The sequence below is a fragment of the Ruegeria sp. CF5 genome, assembly GCF_056537325.1.
Genome location: NZ_JBQFRI010000008.1, coordinates 109,022 through 135,612 on the forward strand (window position 1 = coordinate 109,022; position 26,591 = coordinate 135,612).

At 59.2% G+C, this 26,591-nt stretch carries 18 protein-coding genes; 9 read left to right on the top strand and 9 right to left on the bottom strand.

What is annotated here, in order from left to right; genetic code table 11:
- Positions 1-240 precede the first annotated feature (240 nt).
- Positions 241-2,616 (top strand): mechanosensitive ion channel family protein, encoded by a 2,376-nt coding sequence (locus ACR0NW_RS17815; protein WP_480451823.1) that lies wholly within the window; start codon positions 241-243, stop codon positions 2,614-2,616.
- A gap of 98 nt (positions 2,617-2,714) precedes the next feature.
- Here ACR0NW_RS17815 and ACR0NW_RS17820 read toward each other — a convergent pair whose 3' ends face one another.
- The 5 genes from ACR0NW_RS17820 to ACR0NW_RS17840 are packed head-to-tail and all read right to left on the bottom strand — an operon-like array spanning position 2,715 to position 9,941.
- Positions 2,715-4,070, bottom strand: a complete 1,356-nt coding sequence (locus ACR0NW_RS17820) for a CoA transferase (RefSeq protein ID WP_480451825.1) — start codon at positions 4,068-4,070, stop codon at positions 2,715-2,717.
- Positions 4,067-5,221, bottom strand: a complete 1,155-nt coding sequence (locus tag ACR0NW_RS17825) for an ABC transporter permease (protein ID WP_170654240.1) — start codon at positions 5,219-5,221, stop codon at positions 4,067-4,069. Before ACR0NW_RS17825 ends, ACR0NW_RS17820 begins: the two co-directional genes overlap by 4 nt.
- Positions 5,218-6,246 (bottom strand): ABC transporter permease, encoded by a 1,029-nt coding sequence (locus ACR0NW_RS17830; protein ID WP_170654238.1) that lies wholly within the window; start codon positions 6,244-6,246, stop codon positions 5,218-5,220. Before ACR0NW_RS17830 ends, ACR0NW_RS17825 begins: the two co-directional genes overlap by 4 nt.
- Before the next feature lie 13 nt (positions 6,247-6,259).
- Positions 6,260-8,176, bottom strand: a complete 1,917-nt coding sequence (locus ACR0NW_RS17835; protein WP_480451827.1) for an ABC transporter substrate-binding protein — start codon at positions 8,174-8,176, stop codon at positions 6,260-6,262.
- Positions 8,169-9,941, bottom strand: coding sequence for an ABC transporter ATP-binding protein (locus ACR0NW_RS17840; protein ID WP_480451829.1), 1,773 nt, complete (start codon positions 9,939-9,941; stop codon positions 8,169-8,171). Before ACR0NW_RS17840 ends, ACR0NW_RS17835 begins: the two co-directional genes overlap by 8 nt.
- A 230-nt stretch (positions 9,942-10,171) precedes the next feature.
- Here ACR0NW_RS17840 and ACR0NW_RS17845 point away from each other — a divergent pair, with 230 nt between their 5' ends.
- The 6 genes from ACR0NW_RS17845 (at position 10,172) to ACR0NW_RS17870 (ending at position 17,298) form a co-directional block, all read left to right on the top strand.
- Complete coding sequence (locus ACR0NW_RS17845; protein ID WP_480451830.1) at positions 10,172-10,669, top strand: class I SAM-dependent methyltransferase; 498 nt, start codon at positions 10,172-10,174, stop codon at positions 10,667-10,669.
- Between the two features lie 48 nt (positions 10,670-10,717).
- Positions 10,718-11,866 (top strand): acetate/propionate family kinase, encoded by a 1,149-nt coding sequence (locus ACR0NW_RS17850; protein WP_480451832.1) that lies wholly within the window; start codon positions 10,718-10,720, stop codon positions 11,864-11,866.
- 89 nt (positions 11,867-11,955) lie between these two features.
- On the top strand, positions 11,956-12,585 hold the full coding sequence (locus ACR0NW_RS17855) for a glutathione S-transferase family protein (RefSeq protein ID WP_480451833.1): 630 nt from the start codon (positions 11,956-11,958) through the stop codon (positions 12,583-12,585).
- A gap of 114 nt (positions 12,586-12,699) precedes the next feature.
- The gene (locus tag ACR0NW_RS17860) at positions 12,700-15,102 is read left to right on the top strand and encodes a GcvT family protein (RefSeq protein WP_480451835.1); all 2,403 of its coding nucleotides are present in this window, start codon (positions 12,700-12,702) and stop codon (positions 15,100-15,102) included.
- Positions 15,099-16,619: a trimethylamine methyltransferase family protein gene (locus tag ACR0NW_RS17865; RefSeq protein WP_480451837.1), complete on the top strand. Its 1,521-nt coding sequence runs from the start codon at positions 15,099-15,101 to the stop codon at positions 16,617-16,619. Before ACR0NW_RS17860 ends, ACR0NW_RS17865 begins: the two co-directional genes overlap by 4 nt.
- Before the next feature lie 4 nt (positions 16,620-16,623).
- Complete coding sequence (locus ACR0NW_RS17870; protein ID WP_480451839.1) at positions 16,624-17,298, top strand: TetR/AcrR family transcriptional regulator; 675 nt, start codon at positions 16,624-16,626, stop codon at positions 17,296-17,298.
- Between the two features lie 26 nt (positions 17,299-17,324).
- On the opposite strand, the gene ACR0NW_RS17875 is transcribed toward ACR0NW_RS17870, so the two are convergent.
- The gene (locus ACR0NW_RS17875; protein WP_480451841.1) at positions 17,325-20,732 is read right to left on the bottom strand and encodes an indolepyruvate ferredoxin oxidoreductase family protein; all 3,408 of its coding nucleotides are present in this window, start codon (positions 20,730-20,732) and stop codon (positions 17,325-17,327) included.
- 143 nt (positions 20,733-20,875) lie between these two features.
- Here ACR0NW_RS17875 and ACR0NW_RS17880 point away from each other — a divergent pair, with 143 nt between their 5' ends.
- Entirely contained in the window at positions 20,876-21,337 is a 462-nt protein-coding gene (locus ACR0NW_RS17880; protein ID WP_170654219.1) for an Lrp/AsnC family transcriptional regulator, read from the top strand.
- Positions 21,338-21,346: 9 nt separating this feature from the next.
- Here ACR0NW_RS17880 and ACR0NW_RS17885 read toward each other — a convergent pair whose 3' ends face one another.
- Positions 21,347-21,736 carry a DUF3307 domain-containing protein gene (locus tag ACR0NW_RS17885; RefSeq protein WP_170654217.1) on the bottom strand — a complete coding sequence of 130 codons (390 nt, stop codon included), beginning with the start codon at positions 21,734-21,736 and terminating at the stop codon, positions 21,347-21,349.
- Between the two features lie 168 nt (positions 21,737-21,904).
- On the opposite strand from ACR0NW_RS17885, the gene ACR0NW_RS17890 reads away from it, so the two are divergent.
- Positions 21,905-24,949 carry an ABC transporter transmembrane domain-containing protein gene (locus tag ACR0NW_RS17890; protein WP_480451843.1) on the top strand — a complete coding sequence of 1,015 codons (3,045 nt, stop codon included), beginning with the start codon at positions 21,905-21,907 and terminating at the stop codon, positions 24,947-24,949.
- A gap of 6 nt (positions 24,950-24,955) precedes the next feature.
- On the opposite strand, the gene ACR0NW_RS17895 is transcribed toward ACR0NW_RS17890, so the two are convergent.
- Positions 24,956-25,243 (bottom strand): metalloregulator ArsR/SmtB family transcription factor, encoded by a 288-nt coding sequence (locus ACR0NW_RS17895; protein ID WP_170654433.1) that lies wholly within the window; start codon positions 25,241-25,243, stop codon positions 24,956-24,958.
- Between the two features lie 112 nt (positions 25,244-25,355).
- Positions 25,356-26,588: a mandelate racemase/muconate lactonizing enzyme family protein gene (locus tag ACR0NW_RS17900; protein WP_480451845.1), complete on the bottom strand. Its 1,233-nt coding sequence runs from the start codon at positions 26,586-26,588 to the stop codon at positions 25,356-25,358.
- Between the last annotated feature and the right edge of the window lie 3 nt (positions 26,589-26,591).

A 26,591-nucleotide genomic window follows, 5' to 3' on the forward strand; every position in this document is an offset into this window, starting at 1 on the left:
CTGTCCCATGCGTGTGGTTGTTCCAACTTTGTGATAGCACGAAATTGAAAGGAAACCGGATTTCGCGATTTTCTGCCCCGGTCATATTCAAATTCCGCCGGGTTGAAAACACCAATATCCCCTGCATGACCCGAGGAACACGGTGCGACACGATCTTGCGATAGCCTGCGGGAGGTGTTTGAACAGGACAAGGGCCTCCTGTAACCTGCCCTGCATCACGTGAACTGGACGCAAAACCTTATGAAGCATACGTTTCTGGTCGGACTGGCCCTGACCTTTTGGGCTGTACTGGTGGCACTCTCTCCGGGTGCATCGGCGCAGACATCGCTTATTCCGGGATATCCGCTCGGCGGATCGAGCGAGGCCGAGACAAAACCCGACGGGGAACTGGCCGCCGCGATCCGTGCCGCCACCGAGGCGGGCGCCAGCGTCATCGTGATCGACAACGCGGGCACTGTGGTTACCGGGGCGACCGGCGCCGGGTCCGGTGCGGGGGCCGACGCCGCAGATCCAATGGCTGAAGGGTCGCAGCTGATGAAGGCGCAGGAGCGGTTTTCGAAATTCCGCGCATCGCTCGAATCCCGGCTTGAAGCGCTGCCATATTCCGTGTTCGAGGTGCAGTACATTCTGCGCCAGACCAGCCCCGACGGCCGTATTCAGACCTATGCCGAAGTTCTGTTCTGGAACATCCTGCTGCTGTTGCTGGGGCGATGGCTGTCGGTCGAGATTTACGGCAAGCGGATCGCCAAGCGCTTTGTCGTTGCCCGGATCAAGGAAAATCCGATTGGCTACCGCGAAAAGATGCCATTCCTCGTATTCCGGTTCCTGATGGGAATTGGCGGAACCGTCTTTGCGATGCTGATGGCGCTGATCGTCGGGTATCTGATCTTCGGCGAGGCAGAAGATATCTCGGTCCAGTTCACCATAACGGCGATTTTCACGGCCTATTTCCTGTCGCGCACGGTGTCCGATCTGTGGCGCATGGTCCTGTCGCCGTTCCTCAGCCAGTACCGCCTGCCGCCGTTTTCCGATCGCAATGCCAAGCGCCTTTTCCTCTGGGCATCGGCGATCGCGACCTTTGATATTTCGGTCGTGCTGTTTTCGACATGGGTGGCGGACTTTGGCCTGAACTACAACGTATATGCCATGGTTTACGGCAGCCTGACGCTGGTCGGTGCGTTTGCCAACATTCTTATGATCCTGTTCAACGCCCGGGCCATTTCCAATGCGATCCGGGGGGGGCGGGCGCCCGAGCAAGTGTCATGGATATTGCGCTTCGTGTCGTTTGGGTGGGCGCCGGCACTGGGGGTCTATATCATCTTCAGCTGGTTCCGGCTGGCGTTGGATTTGGTCCTTGAAAATCCGGCACCGGTACCGCTGGTGGCCAGTTCCTATGCAATCTTCATGTCTGTCGTAATCGCCTATGGCGCGATGAACTACATGCTGGAGCGGTATTTCGATCGCTCGCGTAGGATCGAGGAAATGAACGCCGAAGCCGTCGAACCCGGTGAAGTAGGCGAGGCCGAGAAAACCCCCGAGGCCGAACAGAGAAAGCACGCGATTCTGACCTATGAGGACCTCGCAAGGCGGGTTGCGGGTATTCTGGCCTTTGTGGTCGGCATCTATGCGCTAGTCGTGATCTGGCATCCCGAAGCAGGCTGGAGCGATGACCTGCCGATTGAACGGGCGCTGGACGTCATGGTGATCATTTTCATCGGCTACATCCTGTTCAATTTCTTCCGCATCTGGATCGACAGCAAGATCGCCGAGGAAACCGACGACGGTGGCGCCGAGGCAGAGCTTGGTGATGAAGGTGGCGAGGGCGGGCAAAGCCGTCTGGCAACCCTGCTGCCGCTGTTCCGGGGTGCCATTCTGGCTGTCGTGGTGGTGACCATCGTTCTGATTGTCCTGATGGAGCTTGGCATCAACGTAAGCCCGCTGTTTGCCGGTGCCGGTGTCGTCGGTCTGGCGGTTGGATTCGGATCGCAGACGTTGGTGCGGGATATCTTTTCGGGTGCCTTTTTCCTGATGGACGACGCGTTCCGGAAGGGCGAATATATCGATATCGGCGACGTCAAAGGGACGGTTGAGAAGATCTCGGTCCGTTCGATGCAGCTGCGCCACCATCTGGGCGCGCTCAACACCATTCCGTTTGGAGAGATCAAGGTTCTGACCAACTACTCACGCGACTGGGTGATCATGAAGCTGCCGCTGAGGGTCACTTATGACACGGATGTCGAAAAGGTCCGCAAGCTGATCAAGAAGCTGGGGCAGGAACTGCTGACGGACCCTGTGATCGGCGACAACTTCATTCAGCCGCTGAAGTCGCAAGGTGTCATCGAAATGCAGGACTCGGCCATGATCATCCGGGTGAAATTCATGACCAAGCCGGGCGATCAGTGGCTGGTTCGCAAGAAGGTCTATCAGGAAATACGCGAGTTGTTTGCACGCGAAGGTGTCCGGTTCGCGCACCGTGAGGTCACGGTTCGGTTGGCTGATGAAAAGAACCCCGCTGACCTGACGCCAAAAGAGCGTGAGGCCGTGACCGGGGCCGTGCAGGCTGCCATCGACGAGGATTATCTGGACGATGTCGGCCCCGGAGGAGATGACCGGTAAATGTGGGCAGGAATACTCCCGCCCCTTTGATCCGCGTCTCTGAAGAGACACTGAACAAAGCGTTGGGCCGGGCCGCGCGTACCGCGCGGCGGTTGCGATTAGTTCGACGTCTCGGACCAGACGGGCTTGGCCGTGCCGAGTTTTGTGGCGGGCAGGGGCCAAGTCATTCGGGTTTGTCCCACCTGCAAGGCGGGTGCAAGGCGATGCCCCAGACCCCAGCCGGAATCTTCGGTTGCAGAGGAATAGTCCTCTGCCGCTGTCGAGGAAATCTCATCCCCTTCTTCGGATTTGCTCAACCCCGCCAAAAGCTCGGCGGTGCGGGCAAGGGACAGATGGGCCAGTGCGATCGTTTCGCCGCTGGCAGCGTTGGCCAGTGCGGACAGAATCGCCGCGGCCATCAGATACGCTGTGGCATGGTCCAGGGCCTGAACCGGCAGCGGTGTTGGTTTGTCGGCATTGGCCCAGACGCGGCCTGCATCTGCAATCCCCGCGCTCATCTGCACAAGGCTGTCAAAACCCCGGCGCGAGGACCAGGGGCCGCGCCAGCCATAGGCGTTCAGGGTAACCTCGACCCGGTTCGGCGCCAGCGTGTCGCGTGTCGCCCGGTCCAGTCCCAGACCGTCCAGAGCGCCGGGCCGGTAACCATGGATGAAAACGTCTGCCTCGGACAGAAGCTGTTTCAGGCGGTCGAGGCCGTCCGATTTTTTGAGATCGAGAAACGCGCAGCGTTTACCCAGTGAGATGTCGGGAATCACGCCCGGCTCATCCCAGCCGGGCGGATCAATGCGCAGCACATCGGCCCCGAAAGCAGCAAGTGTGCGGGTCGAAACCGGGCCGGCGAGAACGCGGGTCAGATCAAGGACACGCAGACCGGCCAATGGGCGTTGTGCCGAAGCCTGAGGGCGGGGGCGGAGTTTGCAGTTGCGCGGATGCCGCCAGTCGATCAGGGGCGAACTGGCAACCGCCCGACCCTGCGGATGGGACAGCCACTCATCGCGGCTGCGCATGGCTGCTGCAACGCCACCCTGCGCCACGATAACGGTTTCAAGATCGTTGATGGAACGGGTCGATACCTCACTGGCAACGGCATCGCGATCGTGCGGTACCCCCAGTACGCGCAGCGCCGCGGCGCGGTGTTGCGGCAGGTTGGTGTGCAACCTGATCCAGCCGTCCGAGGCGCGGTAATCACCGGCAATTGCGTCCCATGCGCCGGGCATCTCCCAACCGTCCGGTTTGAACGACCAGCCATACCAGAGAGAGGCCAGCCGGTGATCGACACTGACCTCGGGCCTTTCGGGGGCAAGGTTCAGCGCCACCATAAGCCGGGCCAGTTCCTGCCCGACGGTGGCAAAGGACGCCGATGCAAGTTCACTGACCGCAAATGCGCTGGGCCGATAACCGCCCCCCTTCAACCGATAGGTATCCGGGGCAGGAAGAGAGGACAGCAAGGTCATTGCTGATAGGGGTCCAGACTGTCGCGCAGACCGTCACCGAGGAAGTTGAAGGCCAGAACGATGATGATGATCGGCAACATCGGGATTGCCGTCCACGGATAAATCTCGATTGAGGCAAGGTTCTGAGCATCGTTCAGCATGACTCCCCAACTGACCGCAGGCGCACGCAGGCCGAGGCCAAGGAAGCTGAGCGCGGTTTCGCCCAAAATCATCGCCGGTATCGAAAGCGTCGCCGAGGCGATCAGGTGGGACATGAAGTTCGGCAACAGGTGCTTGCGGATCACCCGACCCGAGCTTGCGCCCATCATCTCGGCGGCGCGCACATATTCCTCTTCGCGCAGGGAAAGGAACTTTGCCCGAACGGATCGGGCCAGCCCCGGCCAGTCAAGAATCCCAAGGATGATTGAGATTATGAAGAACACCGCGACGGGGCTCCAGTTGGACGGCACGGCGGCGGATAGCGCCAGCCACAGCGGCAGTTCCGGCAGCGAGCGCAGGATTTCGATCACCCGGTTGATGACCCAGTCGATCTTGCCACCGAAATACCCGGCCATCGAACCAAAAAGGATGCCTAGAAAGAAGGACACTGAAATGCCGATCAGGCCAACCGTAAGCGATAGCTGAGCGCCATAGAGGATACGGCTGAAGACGTCCCGGCCAAGCCGGTCAGAGCCCCACAGAAACAGCGTGGCCCCTTCGGGCGCGCAGAACAGGTGCCTGTCGGTTTTGATGAGCCCGGCCAATTTGTAGGTAGAGGCCTGGCAGAAAAAGCGGATCGGTTTCGGGTTTTCCGTGTCGGGGACGAATTTCCACTGGAAGGTTTCCAGATCGGCTTCGGCCACGATCGGATAGATATACGGACCGACGAACTCTCCTTCGTGGAACCAGTTTACCGATTGGGGCGGCGCATAGAGGTGTTCGCCATTTCTGTCGTTCGGTCCGTAGGGTGCGATGAACCCGGCGAAAGGCAGCATCAGATAGCACAGCAGAAGGAAGATGCCAGAAACCAGCCCCAGCTTGTGCGTTCTGAACTTGCGCCAGACCAGCACCCAGTTCGGTGCATCCAGATCCTTGCGCTCAAGCTGTTGTAGCGAAGCCTGCGGATCGAATTCGGCGTCGTCGACATAGCGACCGTCGGGGAGTTTCGTCATGCCTCGCGCCCCTCATAGCGGATGCGCGGGTCAAGCATGACCAGCAGGATATCCGAGATCATTGTGCCCACCAGCGTCAGTAGGGCCACGAACATCAGAACAAAGCCCGACAGGAACTGGTCCTGTGTTTTCAACGCGGTTAGCAAGGTCGGGCCGATGGTCTGCAGGCCAAGCACGACCGAGACCAGAACCGAGCCCGAAACCATCGACGGGAGCAGGTTGCCGATATCTGCGACAAACGGGTTGAAGGCCACGCGCAGCGGGTATTTTGTCAACATTCGCGACGGCGCCATCCCCTTGGCGATGGCGGTTTCCACGTAGGGTTTGCCAAGTTCATCCAGCATATTGGCGCGCAGGCGCTGCATCATGGCCGACGCGCCGGATGTGCCGATAACAAAGGTCGGTACGATCAGGTGAATCAGGATCGACTTGAGCTTTTCCCAACTCATCGGCTGGCCCTCAAAAGACGGGTCCATCAAGCCCCCAATGGGCAGGTTGAAATAGCGGTGGCCATAGTAGAACAGGATCAGCGCCAGCAGAAAGTTCGGCGTTGCCAGACCCAGGTAGCCAACGAAGGCGGATGTGTAATCGACCCAGGTGCGGGACCGCGCTGCCGCCAGAACACCCAGCGGCAGGGCAACGGCATAGACAAACAGAACGGCAGCCAGATTGACGACAACGGTCAGCCACAGGCTGTCACCGACGATTTCGGACACGGGCCGGTCGAACTCGAAGGACCATCCGTAGTTGCCCTGAATGAGCCCCGAAAACCCGTGTGGACCGGGCATGAAACCCATCCAGATCATGTATTGTTCCCACAAGGGGCGGTCGAGCGCGTATTCCTTGCGCAGAAACTCTGCCTTGGCCACGCCCGCGGACTGACCCGAGGCCTGCAACTCGGCGATCTGATTGCTCAGATAATCACCGGGGGGCAGATTGATGATCACGAAGATCAGTGCCGATACCACCAGCAGCGTAAGCAGCATGGTGAAAAAGCGGTAGACTGCGTAGCGCAGCATTATCATTCAGCTGCTCCCGTCATTCCGCAAAAAAGAACTCATCTACGCGGTGGACTCCGAAATGCGAACCCGGATCCCAGGCCCACAGCGCTTTTTGCGGCACGTTGCGCAGCCGGTTGGAAACGACGATGGGCTGAGGCGCCCCGTTCAGAATGCCGATGCCAAACACCTCATCCGCGTGGATTTTCAGCATTTCTTCCCACGCAGCGGCGCGTTCTTCATCCGTCGAGGCCATGTCCCAGTCATGGGCCAGCTCCATCAGCCGTTCGGCCGAGGGCATGTCCGGTTTCTCGCCGACTTCACCCCCGGTCTGATGATATTGACCCCATTTCGGCCAGGCCAGAAACACCTGATCGGTGGGTGCCAGATATGCGGGCGAGGTATAGACCTGTGGAATGCCGTTGTCCCAGCCGAACCAGACCGATGCCATTGAGTTGCCGGCAAAGACCCGGTTGCGCAGGATGTCCCGGTCCAGCGGACGCATCACCAGTTTGACACCGACGTCCCGCCAGTTGTCGGTCACGATCTGCAGCGCGTTTTCAACTTCCTGACGTTCACCGGCGGTTTCAATGATCAGTTCCATCGAGCGGCCATCCGGCAGCATGCGGATGCCGTTCTTGTCCCGCTTGTCCAGACCGGCCTCGTCCAGCAACCGATTTGCCGTTTCGGGATCGAACTGGGCCCAGGCCGCCTGATTGTCCTCGTTATAGAAGGCCGAGGCGGGCAGAACCGACATTGCCCCCGGTTTTGCCAGCTTGAAATACAGGGCCTGGTTGATGGTTTTCCGGTCAATGGCCAGAGACAAGGCGCGGCGTACCCGCACGTCGCGCAGCACTTTTTGCCAGACATCGTCGGTAAAGTTAAGGTTGGGATAGATCGCGATCTGCGAGGCGACACCGGTTTCCCAGAGGTAGGTTTTGTAACCTCCCCCATCCTCACCCTTTTTCAGGATCGAGGCGTCGCGAAAGTCCAATCCTCGCCCCTGAAGATCCGTTTCACCCGCATTGGCCTTGGCCGCGACCAGACCGGGGGCCACGATCTCCATCTCGATGACGTCGATATAGGGCAGTTGCACGCCTTTGGCATCAACCCGGTGATAATAGGGATTGCGGACAAAGTGGTGACGGATTTTCTTGCCCGAGCTGGCGTTGACCCACGGCTGCAATGTCGGCAGTTCGTGGTTGTCGAATTTGTACATGTTGTCCAGCTTGTTGTGCAGCGCCGCCCAGCTTTTGACCCGTGTGTCCTCGACCGCCGCTGCCAGTGCAGCCGGTTCCGCATAATCCTCGTGATACTGTTTCAGGAATTCTGCCGGGCGATAGATGAAAGGCGGTCGGGCCTGCGCCAGGCTTTGCAGAAAGTTCGGGTTCGGATCGTCCCATTCATAAACAACAGTTGTTTCGTCCGGGAAGGACACCGAGGGCGGATTACCGTTCACAAGCAAGAAATCCGGCGGGCCGGAAGGGCTGAGAAAGTCGTTGTTGGCAACGTCCTCCCACCAGTATCGGAAGTCGTCGGAGGTGAAAGGCGAACCGTCCGACCATTTGTGCCCTTCGCGCAGGTGCAGGGTGAATTTCCGGTTGTCTTCGTTTTCGAACGACTGCAGCAGATCCGGGACAAGTTCGTAGTTTTCGTCATAGCCCACTAGCCGCGCATAGCCATAGACAACCATCTGGCGCAAATCCTTGGACCGGGTGACCATGGTGCGCAGTGTGCCGCCTTCGGTGCCGAACTCGCGCCCCTTGGCTGCAAGGTCGACAATCAGCGGTTCAGCGGGAAGTCGTTCCTGAACCGGAGGCAGATTTCCCGCGTCCACTTCGGATTTCCAGAACGCGCCTTCCTGAGCGGGGGGAACGGTTTCCGCCGCAGCCGGAAGGAGGGATGCAAATGCCAGCGCAGTGGCCAGAAGCAGTGATTTTCGAGGGGTCTTAAACATGGCAACGTACCTTATGGCCGGGCTCCATTTCCACCAGCGAGGGTATCACGGACTCGGAAAACCGAAAGGCTTCATCCCAACTGTCGGGAGAGCCCGCACCCAAAGCGACCAGATTCAGGTCGATGGGACGGTTGATATCGGGTTCCGGCTGCGCCGCGATCAGCGCTTTGGTGTATGGGTGTTTGGGGTTGTAAAACAGTGTGTCGGGCGGGGCTTGCTCGACGACCAGACCTTGGCGCATCACCGCAACTTCGTCGGCAATTCGGGCTACAACGGCAAGGTCGTGCGAAATGAAGAGGTAGGACAGGTTCAGGCTGTCCTGAAGCTGTTCCAGCAGGGTCAGTATCTGTTCCTGCACGGATACATCCAGGGCCGAGGTCGGCTCGTCGCAAACGATCAGCGACGGGTCCAGCATCATGGCGCGGGCGATGGACAGACGTTGCCGCTGGCCGCCCGAAAAGGCATGCGGATAGCGTTTCAGCATGTCGGCGTTCAGTCCCACACGTCTTAGCATCTCGGCCGCTTTCTCCCGGTGCTCGGCAGGTCCGCCGATGCCGTGGATTTCCAGCGGTTCGGTCATCGCGTCCTGAATGCGCATGCGAGGGCTAAGAGAGCTGTAGGGGTCCTGAAACACCATCTGGGCCTGCCGCTGGAATGCCGTTCGTTCAGCGCGGCTCATCTTGTGGACAGTAATCGGCTCCTGATCGGGGGTAGGGCGGAACAGAACCTCGCCGCCGGGATCGGGCAATTCGGCTCCAAGTGCGATCCGCGCGGCTGTTGTCTTGCCCGACCCGCTTTCGCCGACGATGGCCAGTGTTTTGCCGCGGGCGAGCTTGAAATCCACACCGCGGCAGGCATGGATTAGTTTTTCCGCTTTCCAGCCTTGACTGGACCGCATGGTATAGGTCTTGGAGACGCCCTTCAGTTCCAAAATCAGGTCTTCGTCGGGCATCGGCAGGCCAACCGTATCCTGATCGGGAATGGCGGGCGCCGCATTAAAAAGCTGCTGCGTGTAGGGGTGGGCCGGGGATTCGAGGATGAGGTTCGCCGCTCCGGCCTCCATCACGCGGCCTTTGTGCATGACGACGACCTGTTCGGCCATATTGGCAACAACGCCCAGATCGTGGGTGACAAGGATCAGGGCCATCCCCGTTTCTCTCTGAAGCTCCTTGATCAGCCCCAGCACCTGCGCCTGCGTGGTCACGTCCAGCGCGGTTGTCGGTTCGTCCGCGATCAGCAGGTCCGGCTTGGACACCATCGCCATCGCGATCATCGCGCGCTGGCGCATCCCGCCGGACATTTCGAACGGGTACGAGTTGTAGGCCCGTTCAGGATCGGGGAACCCGACGCGTTCGAATTGTTCCAGAACCGTGCGTTTGGCCTGACGCTCGGACGCGCCGCGATGCAGCCACAGCACTTCGCTGACTTGATTGCCGATTTTGTGAAGCGGCGAGAGCGATCGCATCGGTTCCTGAAAGATCATCGAGATTCGGTCGCCGCGAATATCACGCATCCGGCGCTCGGAGATTTGTGACAGGATCGTCGGTTCTGATCCGCCGCCCAGTGTCATTGTCCCGCTACGGATCTGGGCGGTGCGGGGCAGAATACGCAGAACCGCGCGGCAGGTGATTGTCTTGCCCGAACCGGATTCGCCAACCAATGCAAGCGTTTGGCCCGGCTCGACGTCGAAATTGACGTCCCTGACGACCGGGTCCGCCGTGCCAAAGCCGATGCTCAGATCCCGGACAGACAACAACGGGGTCATTCGGGTTTTCCACCCGTCTTGTCGCAGATCGACATCGGCTTTTACAACTCCCTGTTTTTTTTATCACAGTTTCGCGCGCTTGGACCCAACTAGTCAAACCCGTTCTTAGGCCGAAACGTCGCGGAATTGTGAAAACTTTCGCTGTGCGACTACACAAGTTCTTGAGTATTTGGCATGAAACTCATCGCCGGGCGCGATCCGGCCTGACCTTATCAGAGGAGAGCCCGCCCTTGTCCGACACCAAAAGTCGCCTTGACGTATTCATTGATCGCATGGTGTCCCAGCGCGCCTGTCTGGATTTTGCTATCGCGCAAACGGCGCAGATGGGCGGTCCTGTCTTTGAGCTGGGATTGGGCAACGGTCGGACCTATCACCACATGCGACAGCGCATTTCAGACCGGCCGGTCTATGTGTTCGAGCGCAACGTAGCCTCGCATCCCGATTCCACACCGCCCGACGAGATGCTGATCTTGGGCGATGTGCGTGAAACGCTACCTGCCTCGGTTGATCGTTTCGGGGCAACGGCCAGTTTGATTCATGCCGATCTTGGTGGGCACAATCTGGAAAAGAACGATGCCTTTGCACGGTTCGTTTCCCCTTTGATCGAACCTTTGTTGGCAGAAGGCGGGCTGATGGTGTCGAGCGACCGGATGTATTTTGACGGGCTGACCGAACTTTCGCTGCCTGAGGGCGCGGTTGAAGGCCGGTGTTTCGTCTATCGTCGCTGACAGCCACACAGACCCAGAAACAGGGACGTCTGGAAAGCAGGAGCTGTAATGAACGCAATTCTGACATTGAATGCAGGCAGTTCCTCGATCAAGTTCGGCGTCTACCGGGCCGAGGCTGAGCCCGCGTTGCTGTGGCATGGGCAGGTTGAAAATCTGGGCCCTGTCGCCAGTCTTGTGCTGGAGGGTGACGACGCCCGGCAGACGTTTCAGATAGGCCCGGCAGATCACTCCAACGCGGTCACAGCGATTCTGGAGGCGATTTGCCCACGGCTGGGGCAGAACCGGATTTCCGGTGTCGGGCACAGGATCGTGCATGGTGGCCGAACGTTCAGCGGTCCGACCGTTCTGACTGATCATGTGATGACGCAACTTGACGCGCTATCTCCTCTTGCACCTCTGCATCAGCCACACAACCTTGCCGCCGTGCGTGCTGCGCAAGAGACATTCCCCGACGCGGTGCAGGTGGGGTGTTTCGATACGTCCTTTCACTTTGGCCATCCCTTCGTGAACGACGCGTTTGCCATTCCGCGCCGGATTTATGAGAAGGGCGTCAGGCGGTACGGATTTCACGGTCTGTCCTATGACTACATCACCGGTAAGCTGCAGCAGGATTACCCCGAGCTTGCGGCGGGCAAGGTCGTGATTGCCCATCTGGGCAACGGTGCGTCGATGTGCGCCGTCGAAAACGGGCAGAGCATCGGTTCGACCATGGGTTTTTCGGCTCTGGACGGTCTGCCAATGGGTACACGGTGCGGGCAACTTGATCCAGGCGTCCTGCTGTATCTGATGGAGCAGGGCCACAGCGTCGATGCGATCACGCATATCCTTTACAAGAAAAGCGGTCTTTTGGGGCTCAGCGAAATCAGCCACGACATGCGGACCCTGCTGGCCAGCGATGACCCGCGCGCAAATGAGGCGATTGACTATTATGTATTCCGGATCAAGCGAGAGCTTGGCGCCATGGCGGCCATTCTGGGTGGAATGGATGCGGTCGTGTTTTGCGGCGGGATAGGGGAACACGCCGCGCCGATCCGGGAACGGGTTCTGGAAGGGATGGAATTTCTGAACCTCCGCCTGAACGCCGAAGCGAATGACAGCAATTCGACGGTGATCTCAGACGGCGGCATTCCGATCCTTGTTATCCCCACGGATGAAGAACGGGTGATTGCGCGGGCGGTCTATCAGGCGATCACCTGAAACTTCCGCAGGGTAACGGCAGGAAACCCTCGCCTTGGGGCGCGGCCTGATCATATCGTGGTGACATCCGGATCAAAGGTTGCCCACACATGATTTTCTACGACTGCTCGACCGCGCCCAATCCACGCCGTGCCCGTATGTTCATCGCCGAAAAAGGGCTTGAGATCGAAACCCGCGATGTCTCGATCGCCAAGGGCGAACAGTTGGGGGAAGAGTTCAGGGCCATCAATCCCCGGGCAACCATTCCGGTGCTGGTCACTGACGAGGGCACGGTTCTGGCCGAAAACCTTGGAATCGCCGCCTATCTTGAGGCGCAGTTTCCCGAACCTCCGCTTATGGGACGAACGCCCGACGAAAAGGGGTTGGTTCTGATGTGGAATGCGATTGTCGAACAGCAGGGCGGTTTACCCGTCGGCGAAGTGCTACGTAACACGCATCCGGCATTCAAGGATCGGGCCATTCCGGGGCCGGTCAACTATGCCCAGATACCGGAACTGGCACAGCGCGGTTCCGATCGGCTGGCCCGGTTCTTCGATGTGCTGGAGGAGCGGCTGAAGGAAAGCCCCTTTGTTGCCTGCGATCACTTCACCCTTGCGGATATTTCGACCTTTGTTTTTGTTGACTTCGCGCGGGTGATCAAAGCGCGCATTCCCGAAGGAAACACTTCAACCCTGAACTGGTTCCAGGCCGTTCAGGAACGGCCAAGCGCCCAAATCTGAAAATTTCCTGAATTTATTACATACGAGGGTTTCATCCAGTACTGTACAGAAATGTCTAGACAGAAGTGAACAGTACGCATAGCGTCTCTTGCGAGTCGTCCAGGGGAGGTCGGGATGAAGTCTCAGTATCGCGTTGTGGTCATCGGGGGCGGCGTCGTTGGCGCTTCGGTTCTGTATCATCTGGCCAAATTCGGCTGGACCGATGTCGTTATGCTTGAGCGACGGCGGTTGGCCTCGGGGTCATCATGGCATGCGGCGGGGGGCATCCATGCACTGAATGCGGATCCCAACATGGCGGCGCTGCAGGCCTATACCATCGACCTGCTGAGCGAGATCGAAAAGGAATCCGGTCAAAATATCGGTCTGCACATGACCGGCGGTCTGACGCTGGCCGGCACACCCGAGCGGTGGGAATGGCTGCAGTCGAACTATCGCACCTTCCAGTCCATCGGCATTGACGATTGCGAGTTGCTGACGCCGGAAGAGGCGCAGAAACGCTGCCCGATCATGTCCACCGACGGCGTGCTGGGCGCGATGTGGGCCGACCGCGAGGGCTATATCGACACAACAGGTACAGTGCAGGCTTATGCCACCGCCGCAAAAAAACGTGGCGCGGAATACTATGAGGAAACCAAGGTCGAAGAACTGATCCAGACTGAAGATGGCTGGCAGGTCGTGACCGACAAGGGCACGATCACCTGCGAACATGTTGTCAACGCTGCAGGCCTCTGGGCCAAGCAGGTGGGGCGCATGGCGGGCATCGAACTGCCGGTGTCTCCGCTGAAACACCACTATCTGATCACCGATTCAGTTCCCGAGGTTGCAGCGGCCGATTTCGAGATGCCGATGACGGTGGATCTGGAAGGGTTCACCTATATGAGACAGGACCAGAAAGGTGTTCTGGTCGGTATCTATGAGGTCGATCACGAACACTGGGCCATGGACGGCGCGCCGTGGAACTATGGCGAGGAGCTGTTTCAGGAACAGCTGGACCGGATCGAGAACGAGTTGACCCTTGGCTTTGAACGGTATCCGTCGATTCAGAATGTGGGCATCAAGACCTGGGTGAATGGGGCCTTTACCTTTTCCCCAGACGGCAACCCTCTGGTCGGTCCGGTTCCGGGCAAGCGCGGGTACTGGTCCGCCTGCGCGGTGATGGCAGGATTCCTGCAGGGCGGTGGTGTCGGCAAAACGCTGGCCGAATGGATGATACATGGCGAGCCCGAGGCCGATGCATGGCCGATGGACGTGGCGCGCTATGGCGATTTCGCCCAAAACAAGCGCTATATCCGCGAGACCACGGGCCAGTTCTATTCCCGCCGATTCGTAATGACCTACCCGAACGAGCAACTGCCTGCGGGCCGTCCGCTGAAAATGGCCCCGGCGCATGATGCGATGAGCGAGGCAGGGTGCAAATGGGGCGTGAGCTGGGATCTGGAAGTGCCGCTGTATTTCGCGCCAAAAGGGTTTGAGGAGACACCGACGCTCAAACGGTCCAACGCGCACGATATCGTGGCTGAGGAATGCAAGGTGGTCCGCGAAGGCGTGGGTTTGATGGATATCTCGGGCTTTTCGCGGTTTGAGGTCACCGGACCAAATGCACAAGCTTGGCTCGACAAGGTCATGGCCTCGAAACTCCCCGCACCGGGTCGGGCAAAGCTGGCCCCGATGCTGGGCGAGAATGGGCGGCTCAAGGGTGATCTGACCGTGCTCAACTGGGGCGACGGGACTTGGTGGATCATGGGCAGCTATTACCTGCGCGCGTGGCACATGCGCTGGTTCGACGATCACATGATGGATGGTGTCGAAATCCGCGATCTGGGTGAGGAATATTGCGGGTTCGCCGTGGTTGGGCCGAAATCGCAAGAGGTGGTCGAAAAGCTGGCGGAACAGGATATCTCGGGGCTCAAATTCATGGGCTGCGGTGATTTTGACATCGGTCTTGTCCGCGCCCGCGTTGCGCGTATGTCAGTGACCGGCGAAAAGGGCTATGAGATCAACTGCCGCTATGGCGATCATATCAAGCTGCGCCGCATGCTGCTGGAGGCCGGAGCCAAAGAAGGCATCCGCGAGTGCGGATTCAACGCGATGCTCTCGACACGGCTTGAGAAAAGCTTTGGCATCTGGTCGGCGGAATTCACGCAAGCCTATACGCCGGGCATGACCGGAATGGACCGCTGGATCGACTGGGACAAGGAGTTCGTCGGCAAAGAGGCTGCGCTGGCCGAGCGTGACGGAAACGGTTCGGCACAGGTGCAGGTCACGCTGGAAATCGACGCGGTGGATGCGGATGCCAGCGGGTACGAGCCGATCTGGGCCGATGGCGAACGCGTCGGGTTCGTGACCTCGGGCGGGTATGGCCACTATACCGGCAAGTCGCTGGCAATGGCGCTGCTGGACCGCGACAGGGCTTCACCGGGGACTGAACTTTCTGTTCATGTGGTCGGGGTCGAGCGGCCTGCCCGGGTTGTTGCCCCTTCACCTTACGACCCCCAAGGCAAGGCGATGCGGTCATGACGCGCCGGGGCCGCCGAGCACGCGCCGACGCTGCGGATACACCACTGCGACAGGTGGATTATCGTAATCTGCGCAATCCATTCCCGCCGATGGCGGCTTTTACCGAGGACCGTATCGAGGCGCTGCATCAGGCGTCCCTGACGGTACTGGAGGAGATCGGGATCAAGGTCCTGCTGCCCGAAGCGCGCAACCTGTTCCAGCAGGGCGGGGCGCGGGTCGAGGACGAGATGGTCTTTGTCGGTCGCGAGATGGTCGATGCGGCGCTGGCCTCTGCTCCCCCGTCCATTGTCATGAAAGGGGCGGTGCCCGAACGTGATATCACGCTGGAACTGGGGCGGCTGGTGTTTCAGCCCGGTGCGGGCGCGCCCCACGCCACCGATCTTGAACGTGGCAGACGCCCCGGAACGTTGAGTGATTTCCGCGAGATGGTCCAGATCACCCAGGCCTTCGACGTGCTGCACATGGTGCCGCCTCTGGTAGAGGCGCAGGATATTCCGATGCATCTGCGCCACTACGCGATGACCGAGGCGGAATTGACCCTGAGTGACAAGGTCCCGTTCATCTATTCTCGCGGCACGCCGCAGGTCATGGACGGGTTCGAGATGATCCGGACTTTTCGGGGCCTGTCCGATGATGAATTTCAGGCGCAGCCATGGTGTTACACGATCATCAACACCAACTCGCCCCGCGTGATCGACATGCCGATGGCGCAGGGTCTGATCGACTTTGCCCGGGCCGGGCAGATGTCCATCGTCACCCCCTTTACGTTGATGGGTGCGATGGCGCCGGTGACGGTCGCCGGGGCAATGACGCTGAGCCATGCCGAGGCGTTGGCCGCGATCACGTTGACCCAGCTAGCCAAGCCCGGGTCGCCGGTCTGCTACGGCACTTTCACTAGCAATGTGGATATGAAGTCCGGCGCGCCTGCGTTTGGGACGCCCGAACATTTCACCGCTTCGCTGGTGGCCGGTCAGCTGGCGCGCAAGGTCGGGCTGCCGTGGCGCTGTGCCGGTGGCAGTGCCGCCAATATCAACGATGCTCAAGCGGCCAATGAGACGCAGTTCGGGTTGTGGGGATGCCTGATGGCCGGGGCGACAGTCGTGATCCATTCGGCGGGATGGCTTGAAGGCGGGCTGACGGTATCGTTCGAAAAAATCATCACCGATCTGGAAGTACTGCAGATGGTGGCCGAGCTGTGCGCCGGAACCCCCGCGACCGATGCGGACATTGCGCTGGACGCTCTGCGCGAGGTCCAGCCCTCGGGCCATTTCTTTGGCGCGGCGCATACGATGGAGCGATACCAGACGCAGTTCTATGAACCTCTGGTCGGGGATTGGTCGAATTTCGGTACATGGAGCGAACGCGGTGCCGTCGATGCAAACCATCGGGCCACCGGAATATGGAAGAATATCGTTGAAACGTCGCAACCACCAATGCATGACGCTGATCGCGCCGCTGCTCTGAAGGATTTCGTCGCCCGACGCAGCGCCGAGGGCGGAGCACCACCGGAGAGTTGAGCAGATGAACACCAAACCAGTCCTTCACCGCGATGATCCCGATGCCGAGCCGTTGGTGGGCAACGTCAAGGTCACGCGCGACGATTGGCTGAACGTGGCCATGGACGTTCTGATCTCGGACGGGGTGGAGCAGGTCAAGGTGCTGAACCTTGCCGAGCGCATGGCCGTCTCGCGGTCATCCTTTTATTGGTACTTCAAGTCCCGGCAAGAGCTTCTGGATGCTCTTCTGGCGCGGTGGCAGGCCACAAATACGGCAGCGTTGATCGCGCAGGCCGAAGCGCCCGCCAAGACGATCACGGCGGCGGTCTGCAATGTGCATCGGTGCGTGGTGAACACGGCCCTGTTCGATACGGCGCTGGATTTCGCGGTGCGGGACTGGGCGCGCCGATCTGGCAAGGTGCGCAGAATGCTGGATCAGTCCGACGCAAATCGTCTGACCGCACTGTGTGCCATGTTCGCGCGGTACGGGTATCAGGACACCGAAGCAGAAACCCGTGCGCGCGTGCTTTATTATATGCAGATCGGTTACGATCTGGCGCAGTTGAACGAACCGCTGGCCACGCGTTTGGCGCTGGTTCCGCATTACCTGTTCGTCTTTACTGGCGTCGAACCGTTGCCTGAAGAGGTCGAAGAATTCAGCGACTATGCCCGGCAATACTGGGAAGGGGAACCCGTCTGAGCCAGCCGAAATTCTGTTGATCAGGGCTATTGCAAGGTACTTTCCACAGTATCACGCGCCTTGGCAAAGCTGTCTTCACGAACCGGACCATAGCCCCGGATTTCATCTGCTGCGGCCAAGGCTTGACACCATGCTTCCCCGGTTTCGGGATCATAATCTTGCAGCAGGCGATCCAGCAAAGCGTTGTACCAGTCGCGGATATCACGGTGCAGGCGGGCTTCGGCATGATAACCGAAGGGGTTCAATCCGGATCCGCGCAGAGATTTGGCCCGTGCCAGAACTCCAAGAACAGGGCGCAGCCACGGGCCGATAGCGCGTTTTGCAGGCCGGCCACGCGCATCGCGGCGTCCGTTCAGAATAGGTGGGGCCATGTGGTATCTGACCTTGTAATCACCCTGAAAATGTTGCGCCAGTTCTTGCGCGAAACTGTCCCCGGTCATGAGGCGTGCCACTTCGAATTCGTCCTTTACGGCCATGAACCTGAACAGGTTGCGGGCGATGGAACGCAGCATATCTTCCGGAACATCCGGTAAGGCCGTCCGGATTTTAGCCAAGCGATCCGTATAGCGTTTTGCATAGCGGGCGTTCTGATAGACGGTCAGATAGTCAACACGGCGCGTGATCATCTGATCCAGCGTTTCGGTTTCAGGCGCCGGGTCTGAATAACCTTGCAACTTTGCCGGATCGGCAGCCATGCAGCGACCGATGGCAAAGGCGAGCCGGTTGGCTTCGATTGCTACACCGTTCAGCAGGATGGCCTGTCCTAAAGCGGTAGCGGATACCGGCACCAGACCTTTTTGCCACGCATAGCCCAGCATCATGACATTGGCGAAAACCGCGTCGCCCAGCAGGGTTTCAGCGGCGGCGTTGGCGTCAAAGCCCGCGAGGTTTTGCGCGCCCACCACGTGTGAGATTGCCTCTTCCCGTGCGTCGGTCCGAAGCTGCGCGTCGCGTCGCAGAACCAGATCGCCGGTCGGCATTTCGGCCCGGTTCAGTACCACCTGCGTGCCCTTCCGATAATGCGCCGAAGCCTTTGGGGCCGAACTGACGACGATATCGCACCCGATCACCGCATCTGCGGTTCCTTGATCGATGCGGACCTGATTTAGCGCCTCGGGGTTGTCGCCCAGTCGGATGTAGCTGAGGACAGTTCCGAATTTCTGCGCAAAGCCGGTAAAGTCCAGAACGGACGTACCGCGGCCCTCAAGATGCGCGGCCATCGTGATCAGGGCGCCCACCGTGACCACGCCGGTGCCGCCAACCCCCGTCACCAGCAGGTCGAAAGGCTTGTCCAGTATCGGCAGTTTCGGGTCGGGCAGACCGCTTTCAAGTGTGCTCAGGTCCAGTTTGGCAGCTTGCTTGCGCCGGGTTGCGCCTTCGACCGTGACGAAGCTGGGACAAAAGCCGTTCAGACAGGAAAAATCCTTGTTGCAGGTCGACAGATTGATTTTGCGTTTCCGACCCAGCGGCGTTTCGCGCGGTTCGACACTCAGGCAATTGGATTCGACCGAGCAATCGCCGCAGCCTTCGCAGACCAGATCGTTGATCCAGACAAAACGGTTCGGGTCCTCCATCGTGCCCCGCTTGCGGCGGCGGCGCTTTTCGGTGGCGCAGGTCTGTTCGTAGATCAGAACAGTAACGCCCGGGATGTCGCGCAATTCACGTTGCAGCAAGTCCATTTCCGAGCGGTCGTGAAACGAGGTCTGCGCCGGAAAATCCGCGTGATGGAACTTGGAGATGTCGTCCGAGACGATAGCGATCCGCTCGACCCCTTCGGCGCGGCAGGTCTGGGCGATGCCCGCCACGCTGATCGGGCCGTCGACGGGTTGCCCGCCGGTCATCGCCACGGCGTCGTTGTAGAGAATCTTGTAGGTGATGTTGGTTCCCGCAGCGACCGCCTGGCGAATGGCCAGCGAGCCTGAATGATACCATGTCCCTTCGCCAAGGTTCTGAAAGATGTGCTTGCCGCCATTGTATTTCGAAGCGACCACATGCGGCACGCCCTCTCCGCCCATCTGGGCGTAGCCGACGGTCTGGCGATCCATCCACGATGCCATGACGTGACATCCGATGCCGCTTGCCGCCGTTGAGCCTTCGGGCACCTTGGTCGAGCTGTTGTGCGGGCAGCCCGAACAGAAATAGGGCGTGCGGGTTGCGCCCGGCACGTTGATCAGTTGCGGCGGCGTATCGGTCAGCGCCGTGGCCTTGGCGGGCAGGCCTTCCTCGGGGAAAAACGTGTGCAGGCGCGCGGCGACGATGGGGGCCAGCATCAGGGGGCTCAACTCTCCGGTCCAGGGGATCAGAGGCTCGCCGTGGCTGTCGTATTTACCGACCATTTTATGCGGCTTGTCGCCAGGCCAGTCATAGAAATATTCCTTGAACTGACTTTCGATGATGCCGCGTTTTTCTTCGACGACCAGAACTTCGGCCTTGCCTTTCACGAAACGCAGGGCGTTGCGGCGGGCCAGAGGCCAGACCATGCCGACCTTGTAAATATCGATGCCAAGCTCTCGGCATTTTGCCTCGTCCAGCCCCAGCAGGCGCAGTGCCTCCATAAGGTCCAGATGCCCTTTGCCCGTTGTGACAAAGCCGAATTTTGCGCCCTCGATATCGTATATGCGCTGGTCAATCGGGTTTTCTTCGGCAAAGGCCCGCACCGCACGCAGCTTGTGTTTGATCCGTGTTTCGATCTCGGGCGAGGGCAGGTCGGCCGATCGTACGTGCAGGCCGTTGGGAGGTGTGTCGATTTCAGGCAAGATGAACTGCCGGTCCGGTCGGAGTTCGACCGACCGGGCGCTTTCCACGGTTTCGGAAATGGCCTTGAACCCGACCCATGTTCCCGAAAACCGGGACAGGGCAAGCCCGTATTCGCCGAAACTCAGATACTCGTCGACCGAGGAAGGATTCAGCGTTGGCATGAACCACGCCATGAATGCCACGTCAGATTGATGCGGCATCGAAGAGCTGACGCAGCCATGATCGTCACCCGCCACGACCAGCACACCGCCCTTTGGGGCCGATCCATAGGCGTTGCCATGTTTCAGTGCGTCACCAGACCGGTCCACGCCGGGCCCCTTGCCGTACCACATGGAAAACACGCCCTCGACTTCGCATTGCGGGTCGAGCGAGGCCTGCTGCGCGCCCAGTACTGCTGTTGCGCCGAGGTCCTCGTTCACGGCGGGCATGAAGGTGATGCGATCCTGTTTCAGACGATCCCGTGCGCGCCAAAGCTCCAGATCCAGACCGCCAAGGGGCGAACCGCGATAGCCCGAGATGAAGCCCGCGGTGTTCAGCCCGGCATCCCTGTCACGGCGCGCCTGATCCATCATGATACGAGCCAAGGCCTGTGTGCCTGTCAGGAAAACCCGGCCCTGTTCAAGTTTGTAGCGATCTTCCAACTGGTATGTCTGGAGGGATGTCTCGTGGCGGCTCATCTGGATAACCTGTTCGGTATTTCTGGTAGATGAGAAATTCTAGGTCATGTATTGTGGAAATGTGATCCAATTTTGCCGAAGTTTGAGCTTATAGTCGGAAGACTGTGCCAAATAGGCAGTGAATTCTGAAAGGTCTGACCAAAATGACTGAGCTGGATGACCGCGACCGGCGGATTTTGACAATGCTGCAACGCGATTGCCGCATCTCGAACGCGGACCTTGCCGAGGCGGTGGGCATGTCCGCATCCGCCTTGTGGAGGCGCGTCAGGTCGCTGGAAGAACTTGGGGTGATCGAACGCTATGGCGCAATCGTAAATCCATCCGTCATGGGGCTGAGCTTTGAGGCGATTGTGCACGTGCATCTGACCCGGCATGACCCTGACAAAATCGTCGAGTTCATAAGGTCGGTTGAGAACAGCCCGGAGGTTCAGGAATGTTATGCAACAACAGGACAGGCGGATTACCATCTGCGGGTGCTGTGTCGAGACCTGTCGGCCTATAACCTGTTCCTTGAGGATTTTCTGTTCCGTCTGCCCGCCGTGGCAAGCGCGCAGACAAATGTGGTTTTGCGGACGATCAAGCGTAACCGACCGGTGGAACCCTGAAGCGGAACGTTACCCGACGAATTTGGCCCAGGCCCAGACCATGGCGACATAGGTCAGGTTGTGCAGGCACTGATCCAGACCGGCGGCACGCCAGTAGGCGGCTTGCGTCGGCTGAAGCTTTTTTTTGTCGGAATAGTTGGCTTTGGCGAAATCAATGTTGAAATGAATGATCCATTCCAGTGCCGCGATGATCAGCACGAAACTGAGCGGCGACCCGACGGCCAGAAAAATAACAACTGATCCAATGACATGAACGGCCGCGTGTTGCGCCCGACCCATATGAAAATACTCGCCCCGACCGGAAAGCATCTTGGGCGTCTGTAAATAAAAATCGGCAAACATATGTTTGATCTGCAAAAGGCAGAGCAACAGAAATATGGTGCCAAGCAAAGCAGGCAAGGCGGCCCTCCCGATATCGTCCTGTTTACAAGACTAGGGTTTTAAAGTGTTTCACGCAAATGAACTCGTTCACATATGGCGCAGAATGGCAAAAAGCGCTAGCATTTGCTTCACTTGACACGAATGCGATAAATTGAACCTGTAAAAATTTGGTGGTCGACGCGAAAATTGAACCACCTGGTTAAGCCGACAGGGGCAGGTCCCATAGAACGTACGTTATTTAGGTTCATCTGGAAGTATTCGAAACGCGATCAGCTGGTTCTGCTGGCCGTGACTTCGACTCTGTTCCCGCTGCTGTATCTGACACTGGAACTTCCCAAGCGCATCATCAACGACGCGATCGGATCCGCCAGCCAAACGATCGAATTCTGGGGCTTTTCTTTCGAACAGACCCAGTTTCTGGTAATCCTGTGTTTTGCATTTCTGGCCGCGGTATTGGCGCATGGCCTGATGAAAATGCGCATCAATACGATGAAAGGCGTTCTGAGCGAACGGATGCTGCGGCGGTTCCGCTATCAGCTCATCAGCCGGATATTGCGCTTTCCCCAACCCTATTTCGAACGCGTCAGTCAGGGCGAACTGGTATCGATGGTCACCGCTGAAAGCGAGCCGATGGGCGGTCTGATGGGCGATGCGATCAGCCAGCCGGTGCTGCAGGCGGGCCAGATGCTGACGATCCTGTCGTTTCTGTTCCTGCAAAGTGTCTGGTTCGGGTTGGCAGCGGTTGCCCTGATCCCCTTGCAGGCGTGGTTGATCCCGAAACTGCAGCGGCAGATCAACCTGCTGAACAAGAAACGCATTCAGGAGGTCCGGGTTTTGGCCGCCCAGATCGGCGAGAGCGCAGCAGGCGCATCCACCCTGCGCGGCAATGGCGGCTGGCGCTATCGCCGAGCGATGGTGTCGGACCAGTTGGGGCGGCTGTTCGGTATCCGGTTCGATATCTACCAGAAAAAGTTCTTTATGAAGTTCATCAACAACTTCATCTCGCAACTGACGCCGTTCATGTTCTATCTGGTCGGCGGTTATCTGGTTCTACGGGGCGAGGTGTCGCTGGGTGCGCTGGTCGCGGCGCTGGCGGCCTATAAGGACCTCAGCTCGCCGTGGAAAGAGTTGCTGGCCTATTACAACCAGACACAGGACATGTCCCTGCGCTGGGAGGTTGTCATCGAGCGGTTTGCACCCGACGGCATGGTCGATGAGTCCCTGTTTGACGGCGATCCGGCAGAGCGTCCCAGGCTGAATGGCGATATCGTTCTGGATCACGTGTCGGTGCGCGATGCCGATGGAAACCATGTTCTGGATGACCTGGACGTTACGCTTCCCGGCGGAGGGGCAATCGGAATCTCGGCACCAAGCGAGGAAGACCGCCGTGCGCTGGGAGAGTTGCTGACACGAGAGGTTCTGCCCGGATCAGGCAAGGTGACAGTCGGCGGTTTGAATTTGTCCGAGCTGCATCAGGGGGTCGTTGCCGCGCGGATCGGATTTGCGACCTCGCGCCCGGTCATGTTTCAGGGCACATTGGGCGACAATGTGATGATGCCGATGCGATACCAGCCGGTCGGTGACATTCCGGACGACCCCGATTTTCAGGAAACATTGCGCGCCGGAAACAGCCCCGATCCGTTCGGGGCCGAATGGCTTGACCCGTCACTTGCGGGATTTGACGATTTCGATAGCCTGAGGGACTGGTGGCTGAAGCTGATCGAAGGGATGGGATCGGGCGATACCTTGTTCCGGCGCGGAGCGGATCAGGTCTTTGACGCTGAAGAGCATCCGGAACTGGCAGCAAGATTGGTGGAATTGCGCCCGCAGGTGCAGCAGGCGATCCGGGATGCGGGGCTTGGGCATCAGGCGCTGGTCTTTGACCGCAACGCATACAACCCCGCCTTGCCGGTCGCTGAAAACCTGTTGTTTGCGACGCCCCGCGTTCCGGTAACCCAGGACCTGCTGGCGCAGCAGACCGTGTTCCTTGGACAGTTGCGAGAACTGGGACTGGACGAGACACTGGTCAGCCTGACGCGCGATGTGATCGAGATGCTGCGCCAGATCTTTGGTCTGGACGGAACCGATCACCCGTTGTTCCGCAAGCTGGGACTTGAGGCCAAAACCTATGAGGCCGCGGTTGAGTTGGTTGAGAAAACCCGCAAGGACGGCGCATCGGGACTGAATGATGCGCAACTGGCCAATTTGCTTGCGGTGCCGTTTGTCATTTCGGCCGAACAGATTGGTCCAGCCTTTTCCGACGGGTTGAAGGGCCGTATTCTGGAACTGCGGCAAACCCATTCGGAAGAGCTTTTGGAACGTCTGCATGATGTTTTCGTTCCCCTCGACCCGGACAGCTTCGCGCCGGGATTGACGGTTCTGGAAAACGCCCTGTTCGGTAAGGTCAGTCAAGTCGGGGGCGCGCGCTCGGACGAGGTGCGCAAAATCATCGCGGACGCCTTGGCTGAAAACGGCGCTCAGTCTCTGGTCATCGAGTTGATCTATGACGTACCCGTTGCGCTGGGTGGGCAGAACTTGCCGGCGGTATTTGCCGAGCCACTGGCGTTTACACGGGCGACGATCAAAAAGCCGGACATCCTGATACTGGAAAACGCGCTGGCAAGCTATGACATGGCCACTCAGGTTGCCGTGTACAAAAATCTTCGCGCTCTTTTGCCAGAGACAACGGTAATCTACCTGAATGATCACTTCCAGGACCCCGATGTGTTCGATTTGCACATCGAAGTACGACAGGGCAGAATTGTGTCAGAGGAGGCCCCGATGGAAGTCGAAGAAGACGGCGCGGCATCCGCCGATCTGGTGCGCAAGCTGCGGGCGCTGGAACAGACGCCGCTGTTTTCGGAACTGGATCGTAGACAGCTGCGGCTGCTGGCGTTTGGGGCTCAGTGGTACGAGGCCAAGGCCGGCGAGACGGTGTTCCTGAAGGATGACCAGCCAAGGGACGGCGCCTATATGATCATCGACGGCGAGGCGGGCCTGTATCTGCCTCAGAAAGACGCTGCCGATCAGTTGATCACTCGAGTGGGGGCGGGGACACTGGTGGGTGAGTTGGGGCTGATCCGCAAAGAACCGCGCGCGCTGAGCATGGTGGCGGAAACCGACCTGACCTGCCTGCGCATCGGTGAAGAGGAATTCCTGGCGGTGGTTGAAAACGACGCCGCGACAGCGTTCAAGCTGTTACAGGTCATCGCAGGATACGTTTCGAACTGACGCCCGTCAGGATTGGGGTTTGCAGAACAGCGTGTAGAGCAGACCGATCATCTGTGCCGTGTTTCCATCCGAAAGCGAATAATAGATCGCCTTGCCGTCGCGGCGCGTCGTGACCAGTCCCTCTTCGCGCAGGCGGGCCAGCATCTGACTGACTGCGGCCTGACGAATATCCAGAAGTTTCTCAAGCTGACCAACCGATTTCTCACCTGCTCCAAGATGGCACAGGATCATCAGACGGCCTTCATGCGCCAGTGTTTTCAGAAAGGCGGCGGCCTGACTGGCGCTTTCCTGCATGTCGACGGGCGTTTCAGGTGCAAGGGGATCAGAAACTGTTTCCTGAATTGTCACAATCTGCTCGTGTAGTAGCTAAAAGTTGGAGCAATATGCCCCAACCCAAGCTGTCTTGTCACCCCTCGGTTGCAGGAGCGCCCCCCTGAAATGCGTTCCCGTGTACGTAGTCGCACGGGTCTTCCTGCATTTGCAGGTGCAAACCGTCGCCGGTGTAGGGGTGTGCGCGGGCCAGATCCTCGTCAACTTCGATCCCCAGTCCCGGCGCGGTCGGAGGCGTGACAAAACCGTCTTCGATCCGGATCGAGCCTTTGATCAGTTGATCGTGGAAGGGCGTTTCGATGGTTTCCAGCAGCAGAATATTCGGAATCGAGGCCGCCAGATGGATGTTGGCCGCCCATTCCACTGGTCCGGCATAAAGATGCGGGGCCATCTGGGCGTTGAAGACCTCTGCCATGGCGGCGACCTTTTTCATCTCCCAGATACCACCGGCGCGACCCAGTGCGGGCTGAAGAATCTCGGCGGCTCCGGCGCGCAGGACGGCGCCGAATTCGGCCTTGGTGGTCATGCGCTCGCCGGTCGCGACGGGGATGCGCACGTTGCGAGCCACGCGCGCCATGTCGTCGATCATGTCGGGTGGGGTGGGTTCCTCGAACCACAGCGGGGAATAGGGCTCCAACGCCTGACCCAGCCGGATGGCACCGGCGGTGTTGAACTGACCATGGGTGCCGAACAGCAGATCGGCCTTGTCGCCGACGGCCTCGCGGATGGCTTTGCAAAAGGCCACCGACATCGAGATGTCGGACATTGCAGGCATATGCCCACCGCGCAGCGTGTAAGGCCCCGCCGGGTCGAATTTCACGGCGGTATAGCCCCGCCGCACCATCTCGGCCGCGCAGTCCGCAGCCTGTTCCGGTGACGTCCAGAAATCGGTCAGATTATGCTGCGGCAGGGGGTAAAGGTACGTGTAGGCGCGAATACGTTCATTCATCCGCCCGCCAATCAGGGCATGAACGGGCCGGTCGCGATCCTTGCCCAGAATATCCCAGCAGGCGATTTCAAGTCCCGAAAACGCGCCCATAACCGTCAGATCGGGGCGCTGCGTGAAGCCACTGGAATAAGCACGGCGGAACATCAGTTCGATGTTTTCAGGGTTCTCTCCGGCCATATGCCGTTCGAACACATCGCGGATGACATGCTTCATCGCTTCGGGTCCCACGGATGAGGCATAGCATTCGCCCCAACCTGTTATGCCTGTATCCGTGGTGACCTTGACCAGTATCCAATACCGCCCGCCCCAGCCGGGCGGGGGTGGAGCGGTGACGATGACATCGAGGTCCTGCAGTTTCATCGG